Annotated in this window: 13 protein-coding genes; all 13 read right to left on the bottom strand. The window is 37.3% G+C overall.

The genetic code is table 11. The annotated features are described in order from the left end of the window. Positions 1-154: 154 nt before the first annotated feature. Complete coding sequence (locus CBB91_RS08150) at positions 155-352, bottom strand: hypothetical protein (RefSeq protein WP_345906783.1); 198 nt, start codon at positions 350-352, stop codon at positions 155-157. 2 nt (positions 353-354) lie between these two features. After that, positions 355-579, bottom strand: coding sequence for a hypothetical protein (locus CBB91_RS08145; RefSeq protein ID WP_345906781.1), 225 nt, complete (start codon positions 577-579; stop codon positions 355-357). Between the two features lie 2 nt (positions 580-581). Further along, positions 582-797 (bottom strand): hypothetical protein, encoded by a 216-nt coding sequence (locus CBB91_RS08140; RefSeq protein WP_345906780.1) that lies wholly within the window; start codon positions 795-797, stop codon positions 582-584. Beyond that, positions 794-1,207, bottom strand: a complete 414-nt coding sequence (locus tag CBB91_RS08135; protein ID WP_345906782.1) for a nucleoside triphosphate pyrophosphohydrolase family protein — start codon at positions 1,205-1,207, stop codon at positions 794-796. Before CBB91_RS08135 ends, CBB91_RS08140 begins: the two co-directional genes overlap by 4 nt. Before the next feature lie 47 nt (positions 1,208-1,254). Then, positions 1,255-2,631 carry a DnaB-like helicase C-terminal domain-containing protein gene (locus CBB91_RS08130; protein WP_345906779.1) on the bottom strand — a complete coding sequence of 459 codons (1,377 nt, stop codon included), beginning with the start codon at positions 2,629-2,631 and terminating at the stop codon, positions 1,255-1,257. Beyond that, positions 2,618-3,628: a recombinase RecA gene (locus tag CBB91_RS08125; protein WP_345906778.1), complete on the bottom strand. Its 1,011-nt coding sequence runs from the start codon at positions 3,626-3,628 to the stop codon at positions 2,618-2,620. The genes CBB91_RS08130 and CBB91_RS08125 overlap by 14 nt, the downstream gene beginning before the upstream one ends. Further along, entirely contained in the window at positions 3,625-3,819 is a 195-nt protein-coding gene (locus tag CBB91_RS08120; protein WP_345906777.1) for a hypothetical protein, read from the bottom strand. The genes CBB91_RS08125 and CBB91_RS08120 overlap by 4 nt, the downstream gene beginning before the upstream one ends. Then, entirely contained in the window at positions 3,819-4,016 is a 198-nt protein-coding gene (locus CBB91_RS08115) for a hypothetical protein (protein ID WP_345906776.1), read from the bottom strand. The genes CBB91_RS08120 and CBB91_RS08115 overlap by 1 nt, the downstream gene beginning before the upstream one ends. After that, positions 4,013-6,508 carry a DNA polymerase domain-containing protein gene (locus CBB91_RS08110; RefSeq protein ID WP_345906775.1) on the bottom strand — a complete coding sequence of 832 codons (2,496 nt, stop codon included), beginning with the start codon at positions 6,506-6,508 and terminating at the stop codon, positions 4,013-4,015. Before CBB91_RS08110 ends, CBB91_RS08115 begins: the two co-directional genes overlap by 4 nt. Next, positions 6,505-6,738 carry a hypothetical protein gene (locus CBB91_RS08105; protein WP_345906774.1) on the bottom strand — a complete coding sequence of 78 codons (234 nt, stop codon included), beginning with the start codon at positions 6,736-6,738 and terminating at the stop codon, positions 6,505-6,507. The genes CBB91_RS08110 and CBB91_RS08105 overlap by 4 nt, the downstream gene beginning before the upstream one ends. Beyond that, positions 6,738-6,992 (bottom strand): DUF6561 domain-containing protein, encoded by a 255-nt coding sequence (locus CBB91_RS08100; protein WP_345906773.1) that lies wholly within the window; start codon positions 6,990-6,992, stop codon positions 6,738-6,740. Before CBB91_RS08100 ends, CBB91_RS08105 begins: the two co-directional genes overlap by 1 nt. Next, the gene (locus CBB91_RS08095; RefSeq protein ID WP_345906772.1) at positions 6,979-7,326 is read right to left on the bottom strand and encodes a hypothetical protein; all 348 of its coding nucleotides are present in this window, start codon (positions 7,324-7,326) and stop codon (positions 6,979-6,981) included. Before CBB91_RS08095 ends, CBB91_RS08100 begins: the two co-directional genes overlap by 14 nt. Before the next feature lie 415 nt (positions 7,327-7,741). Then, positions 7,742-7,939, bottom strand: a 198-nt coding sequence (locus CBB91_RS08090; protein WP_345906771.1) for an Hsp20 family protein, incomplete at its 5' end; no start/stop codon positions are given.

The following is a 7,939-nucleotide window of genomic DNA, read 5'->3' as shown; positions in this document are numbered from 1 at the left end:
ATGACGGCGTGCTTTACGAAGCCACTCTCTAGCAGTAGTATTCGCTTTTGCTAGTTTTTCTGCCCAAATCATATCGTCCAGTTGGACTTCTTCTTTGTTTGCAATCTTAGAACAAATGAATTCTAGTCTGAGGCGATATTGAGTTGATAGCATACTAGTTAATTTTGAGTTTGTCTTTTAGATCAAGAACCTTGTTAACCTCGTTAACCGCAGCAGACATCCTAGCACCTAGGATATCCATGATATCTTCGTAGATTATTTCATTATCCACGTAGTCATCGAAGTATGTGTCGATTGCTTCTTTAAGATACCTTTTGCGATGCCACTCAGGAGAGTATGGTTTATACATGATGTTTACTGTTCAGTTTTGACTTCTTCTTCAGTCTTCTTATTAAATCCAAAGGGTCCAATCTTATTTTTGACTTTGTTTTTCATAGCAACACCAGCAAGAGATTCCATTACTTTTAGAACCTGCTCTGGTTTTGCTCCCTCACCCAGTTCTCGGGCGACGTAAAAATATTTAGGCCAGAATTCTTCACCTGCCTTTTCATAATCTTCAAGAGTGACTTCAAGTTTCATAATTAACCTCCCAGTTCTTTGATTTGTTGTTCAAGATCGCGAAGAATTTTTTCACGGGTATAAGCACCAGTGTCTTCTTTTCTACGATCCATTTCTTCTTCCACCTTCTTAGTGATGGATGCATGGCGCATGTGCTCACTTGGATGTGCCATCATACTTTTGGTTTGATCCATGCAAAACTTGAGTTGCATAAGTTCAATATCATCAAATTCAATCACAGGTCTCCCTCCTTACGGTTTTCGGAATAGTGAACATCAAAATCTCCACCAGGATAACGTGCTTTGAGTTTATCAACATTCATCTCAATGATTTCATCTAGAGAAACATTCAAACCCATACATGCCTGAGCAACATACCACATAATATCGCCAAGTTCACGTTTCAAATGAAACAGATTTTCTTCATTAACTGGCTTACCCTGAAAGATAATCTTTTTGATAACTTCAGTAAACTCACCTGCCTCAGCAGACATTCCCACAGCAGCNGTAAGCAATCGATGAGTTTCAAAACCTTCTCCACGAAGTTCTTGAATTCGATATTCAAATGCATCAGCATCACTACTAGGTTGTGAAGTAACTGCAGCAACAAATTCTAGGTATGCATCAGTATTTACTTTATCTTGATACATAGTAAACTTAGTCCCTTCAGGTGTTTGTTCTTTATTAATTGAGATAGTCAAAACTTAAATCCCTCAAATGATTTCTTTGGTTTTTCGTCTTCATAATTATACTCCTCTTCCTGGCCACTGTCAACAATATCTTCTTGTGCCGATTGCTCACAATCATATAATCGCATCTTGGCACGATCAATACCAACTACAAAACGCTTGAAGATGGTTGGATCATTATATCGGTTCTTCAACTGCTTCACCATAATCTGTCCTAGTTGTTCTAACTCTTCCGAACTAATAAGGGCAAACATAAGATCAGCAGTAGCAGGGAGACCAAAGGACTCACTAGTATCAGTAAGTTCAACATCACTGCTACCATANCCTGAGCGAGTGGTCTGCGTGGCAGAAACTATAGGAACGTTTGCTTCGACAGCCAGTCCTCTAAGTTCTTCAGCAATAGACTTAATATAAGAGTATGAATTGACAGTGCTATTTCCGCGATAGCGCGAGGAAGCACATATATTAAGGTAATCAATAAAAATAATATCAGGTCTAAATGACTTCTTGAGTGCAAGTTCATTAAGAAGTGCCCTGAAGTGCCCAGCATGAGCTGATGCCGTAGGATATTCTTTAATTATAAGAGTGCCCTGCGTTTTCTTTGCTAGATTTGTTACCTTACTCTCAAACATTAATTTGGGGAGTTCTGTTATCTCCTGAATTGGAACATTGAGAAGGTTAGCATCAATTCGTTCTGCAATCTTTTCTTCAGCCATCTCAAGCGTGATATATAAGACATTTTTTCCATTAAGGAGTGCTGAAGATGCCACATGACACATAAACAAACTCTTACCGACACCAGTGCCAGCGAGAGCAATATTAAGCGTTTTATTCGGAAGGCCGCCTTTCGTAATTTTGTTGAAATACTCAAGGTCGAACTCGATCTTGTCTTCTTTGCGGTGATAGGACTCATATCTTGCCTCATAATCAAGTAAGTAATCATGACCCACATGGGAGTCGAAAGATACCGCCAGAGCGTCCGAGAGGATGCTTGGAATAGCATCACGATCCTTCTTCTCATCGTTGCCATCAGCAAGTGAGATAGACTCCATTAGTGCCAGGTAGATGGCACGATCCCTGCACCACTTCTCCGTAGTATCCACTAACCACTCATAGTCAGTAGGAACTTCCTCAATATAGCTGATTAGTTTTGCAATCTCTTTAAAGGAACTATCGTTAATATCTTGACGATTTTCTACCTCAATGCAGAGAACTTCTTTTGTAGCGACAGTATTGTACTCGTTAACAAACTTAAGAATCTCTTCAAAGACTACTTTTTGATGTAGATCTTCAAAATAATCCGGTTTGATAAATGGTATTACTTTACGGAGATATTCTTCATTATATAAAAGGTTTCTAAGAATCAGAACCTCAACTTTCTCCATAACTGAATTCCTTTCGTGCAATTTGGTCGAGTTTCTCCATTACCTCTGGAGTAAANTATTGTTCTGGGTCTTTATAGATGGCTTTAGCATAGACTTTCTTGCCATCAATTTCATAACGACCTGCTACATTTTTCCATAAACCTCCNAGTTCACCGAGTTCAAGTAGACCATAATAGCGATCGAGACCACGATCATCGTAAAACAAACGAATCGTAACATCTTTATTCTCCTTGCTTAAACGCGACTTAGCAGTCTTTGCCTTGATAAGGTTTCCAACGACATCGGTGCCGTCTTTCTCCTTCTTCTTGGACAAATAAATGATGGTAGAGGCGGCATACTTGAGACCACTACCGCCTCCCATTTCTTTAGTTGGAACATAAGCGCCGATGACATCATAGGTGTGATTGGTAACGATCATTGGAATGTTGGCCTGACCCAACTTAAGGGTCAACATACGGAATGCACCTTTGGTCAATTGAGACTTGGTCATATCGCGGACTTGTTTGTCGTTAAGTGCGTCTGTAATCTCTTTCTCTGTTGAGAGCATTCCCAAAGAGTCTAACACAAACATACAAGGTTTGCGATCCTCTTCAGACTTTTTTAAATACATATCAACGGCTTTCAATGCCTTTGATCGAAACTCTTCAATTGTGACTACATTAACTACGACCAACCGATCAAGGTCAATGCCCCGACTTGCGAGAAGAGACTTATTAACAGCGGCTTCAGTATCAAAATATANNCAATACCCGTCAGGATTAGAATCCAGGAAGTTCTTGACAACTGCAAGAGAGAAGAAAGTTTTTCCAGTGCTAGACTCACCAGCGATGGCAGTAATCTTATTCCCAGATACACCACCAAAAATAGACCCNGAAACAAGTCCGTTAAAAATGTAAGAACCCGTGTCAACATAGTTTTCTGTATCGTCAATATTTGATGCAAGTTGAGTGAAGTCGTCGCCGATTTCTTTTACTATCTCTTTTAGAAAATCATTCATATTACAAATCCAAATTCTTCACGAGCAATTTTTTTGTAAGGACCGCCTGGGTTTTCGTCCATTATCTTTTGAATGGTTTTTAGTTTGTAGTAAAGATTGTGCCTATATTCTCTTTTGTTCATGTCTACGTGCTCAGAACAAAGAGCATCAACAATCTCATCAAATTCTTTTTTATCGATAGGAAGATCCATTAATTCCACCTCTTAGTTTTTAAATAATTCAATACATCTTGACGAACATCCATCAATTCGTGATAACACTTTTGATTATGAGCACACCTTCTCAAGGAAGAGTCGGGCTTAAGAACGGATTCTATAAATAAATCCAATCCGCGATTCCATTTTACTTGTTTTGATTCGTGATCAGCAATTGAGTTTTGGTCTTTCATAGAAAAAATGCCTCTAGTGTGTTTTGTCTTTCAATATTCCAACCAATAGAATCTAGAATTGCTTTAAGTGGCTCCAAAAAAGACTTCTCAAATTGTAAGTCATAGTCCACATATTTGTCAATATCAAGTTCCTTTGGAAACTCTTGAATGAATGAAATTACATTCTCGTGAAGAATATTTGGTTTTTTAAGATAACAAAATTTAATCTTCTCACCATTCTGAATGAGTGAATATTTATTATCCAATTTATTCTGCTTAATGTAGTGATTAAACAATAAAGCTCCACGAATATGAATTGGTGTTCCTTTAGCATAAATTGAAGAATATGACTTATATTTCTCAACATCTGATGCAGATCGTGGAAATGATACTTGCTCTGGTGGAAGAGATTTAAACTCCTTCCTTGACTTTTCAATAAATTCAATTATATCATCTTCTGTTCCCGTCATCAAAAGTTTAAAAGCATTCTTAAGCATCTTTCGACAGGGAGCAGGAGTTGAAGATTTTACAGATTCAATTCCCATAACTTTAAGTTTTGGTTCTGTATATTGAACTCCTTCACTATTCCATACGTTTAGAATATATCTCTTTTTTGCAGTCCAAATACCACGATCAGCAATATTCTCACGCTTCATTTGCATTTTTTGCTCATATGCCGAAACATAGTCCGCAAGGTTCTGGTAAGATTGTTCGATGAACGGTTCCAACTTTTCTTCGCATATCTTATCAAGTATTCCAACAATCTTTGCTTTATCATCAGACTTATTACTAAAAAATTTAGTAACAAGAGGTCCCATATCAAGATAGATTGAATCAGTGTCAGATGCGATAACATAATCAACCTCTTCAGTAGAGAGTAGTTTATTTAGGTATTCATTCATCCTCATCTCAATCCACCGGATCGAGACTTGGCCGGAAAGTGTGATCGCTTCGGCGTTTGCTAGTTTGTAATATCTAAAGTATTGATTACCAATAGCACCATAAGCACTATTGAGGGATATTTTCTTTGCCATCTGAATATTGTTGCACCTGGCAATCTCTTTTTCAAGAGCCTTAGTAGGAGTCTTCTCATACTGCTGCTTTGCCTTGAGCATCTTTTTCTTGAAGATGACCCGATCACCGTACATCTTTTCCATGAGTTCTGGGAGAAATCCACGAACATCTTTCCGATACATGGCCCCGTTAGCACATACCGCATAGTCCTTGTACATCTCAAAGTTTAGNTTCTCCTCAAGTATTCGATCAACCGTCGCACTTGGGTGTCTCTCATCGCAGAGGGTCTCTGGCGAGATGTTATATTGCATAATGAGATGAGGATACAAACTATTAAGGTCAAAACTAACCACCCAATCATACTTTCCAGGAATCGGTTCTTTGACATATGCTCCAGCATACTTTTCGTTTTTATCGGAGCGAATCTTTGGGGGGATAACAATATCGCGCTTTTTCAAGTAATTGTAAATAATATTATCCCACATGCGAACCTGATAGAAAACATCCGCATAATTGACCCTAGCATCATAGGCCATAGTCAATGCGAGTTCAATTAATTTCATCTTGTCTTCCAATCGGTCAACAAGTTCTACGTCAACGATGTTATACTCAATAAACTTCTGCCACCCCTTAGTATAGAAATCTTTAAAGGTGTCAAACTCAGAGTGGTCAAGTTTTTTCTGACCCAACTCCACTTCAGCTATATAGTCAAGACGATATGACTCTTGAGCTTTGTAAGTAAATTTTCTATAAAGATCTAGATAATCTAATTGAGTAAGTCCACCAATATCAAATGTTGTGTGCTTACGGCCATTCTTAAACACTTCACCAGGAGAAACGAGTCCCCAGTTAGAAAAGCGTTTCATTAGTTTTTCGCCGAGAACACGATTCAACCTTTTACAAAGATAAGGAATATCATAGAACTGAATGTTCCATCCAGTCACAACATCTGGAACATCGGACATCCAGTACTCAATAAAAGAACTGAGCAATTGATATTCACTAGGACAACAATGATATGTTACATTTTTCTGCTTATTATTAAATGGTTTTGCACCCCAAGTAATAATCTCTTTTGTAGTATAATTCTGAATAGTAATAGCCAATATTTCTTCTTGGCATGATTCAACATCGGGGAATCCTTGTTCGGAAGAGACCTCAATATCAATTGTTACAAGTTTAATTTGGCTAATATCGAACTTAATCTCATCTTGAGGATATTTTTCAGAGATGTATTGATAAATGTATCTGTCGTTTCCATAAACAGAAAATCCATCAACATCTTCATACTTCTTGAAAAACTCTCTGCAGTCACGTATAGTTCCAGGTTTAATTGGTTCTACCGATTCTTCATTCAACGTTTTGTATTTTGTATTCTTTTTTGATTTTACAAAGAGAGTTGGAAAAAACTCATCTCTATATTCTTTTCTTACTCCATTGTCAACTTCACGAACAAGAACTTGATTACCAATTAGTTGAACATTAGTGTAGAACTTCATTCATCCTCATCATTAAAAAATGTGCCAAAAAACCCATTGTCACCCGGTTTTCTATTTTCTAACTTATCAAGAATAGAGTCTGTGTTTTGAAGGGATTCAATTCTACTAATCATATCAGCAATCACACTACAAACCATAGGCCTTTCTTGGCGTGCTGCAAATGCTAAAGCATTTCTTAAACTTGATTCTGCCTCTTTCAAAGAATCTTCTACGGATTTGGAAAGTGCCATTAGTTTGTCAACTCCTCATATTGATTTAAAATTTTCTGATTTGGATCGGCAAGTGTTAATATTTTATCAGAACTAATCATAAAAACCTCACTGTCTGTCAATTCTATCATGTACTTATGAAGTTCTAAAGAACTATCGATAATGAATGGTTTTATCAACTTACAATCTGGTTCTCCAATATCAGCCCCCACTTCCTCAATTTCAGAAATGAAGACCTGACCCGTCATTAAAGATATTATTTTAATCTGCTTCATCTTCACCTCTCAGAGATTTAAATATATCAACTCTATCAATATAGGTTTTTTCAATTGATTTTGCTGGATTGGTAATACAAACGACCCAATCAATTGGAATTAAAATATCAGTATCTGAAGAAAGTGGTTGCCAAGGAAAGAATGATACCATTGGTTCTTGAGAATCTACTGCCTCATAAAGAGTCTGGGGATTAGAAAGTTTGACTGCATATGGCATATTCATAGAATATGCCACCAACTTTTCCAAATCTTCATTTTTATCGGGAATAGTAACTTCTCCCAAGTCACAAATAATATCTTCTCCAGATTTTAATGTAACTAATTTGATAGACATAGTATAGTTTTATCTCCACATATTATACCAATAAAAAGGAGGGGCGTCAACTGGATTTTGCCAGTTGCCCCTCTGCGGCGGCAATATTTAAAGGGTAGCCTCTACTATTTAGTTTCCAATGATCACTTTCAATTTAACATTATTATGGTTGTGTTTATGAGTTCGAGTTTTCCAACATGATTTTAGAGGTGTCACTTGTCTTTCAGTATACCATCCAAACTTATCATATTTGGTAGTATACTTGATTTTTTTACATCGTTTCCAATCACGTCGAACCATTACATCCTTTTCGGGATAAGAATATATCCAACTAGTTCTTGGAGTTCTTGGATGAGCAAGAACTGGTGAAGAAATTAAAAGTGCTGCAAGTCCAATAAAAATTTTATTCATAATCATAATATGAGACTGAAATTATTTAGAACCAGTCTTTTCTTTGATGATGCTCTGGGACGATTCTACCAAGAACAATCGTCAGCAACCCATCCTCAAATTCAACTGATCTAACTTCCGTATCCTCTGCCAGTGTCCAAGATCTGGTGAAAGATCTCTGAGCCACTCCTCTGTGGACATAGTCCGTGTTAGTTTCTCCATCTTCTCGTTGTCCTTCGACAAA

The sequence above is a fragment of the Hyphomonas sp. TMED31 genome (genome assembly GCF_002172815.1).
Lineage (GTDB): Bacteria > Pseudomonadota > Alphaproteobacteria > Caulobacterales > Hyphomonadaceae > Hyphomonas > Hyphomonas atlantica.
The sequence above is the reverse complement of the archived record's forward strand: the minus strand, read 5'-3'. Positions and strand labels throughout refer to the sequence as shown.

Excerpts from the sequence above, each read along its gene's own strand:
- CBB91_RS08145 (WP_345906781.1), bottom strand. The coding sequence starts at position 579 with ATGAAACTTGAAGTCACTCTTGAAGATTATGAAAAGGCAGGTGAAGAA.
- CBB91_RS08120 (WP_345906777.1), bottom strand. The coding sequence starts at position 3,819 with ATGGATCTTCCTATCGATAAAAAAGAATTTGATGAGATTGTTGATGCT.
- CBB91_RS08115 (WP_345906776.1), bottom strand. The coding sequence starts at position 4,016 with ATGAAAGACCAAAACTCAATTGCTGATCACGAATCAAAACAAGTAAAA.
- CBB91_RS08105 (WP_345906774.1), bottom strand. The coding sequence starts at position 6,738 with ATGGCACTTTCCAAATCCGTAGAAGATTCTTTGAAAGAGGCAGAATCA.
- CBB91_RS08100 (WP_345906773.1), bottom strand. The coding sequence starts at position 6,992 with ATGAAGCAGATTAAAATAATATCTTTAATGACGGGTCAGGTCTTCATT.
- CBB91_RS08095 (WP_345906772.1), bottom strand. The coding sequence starts at position 7,326 with ATGTCTATCAAATTAGTTACATTAAAATCTGGAGAAGATATTATTTGT.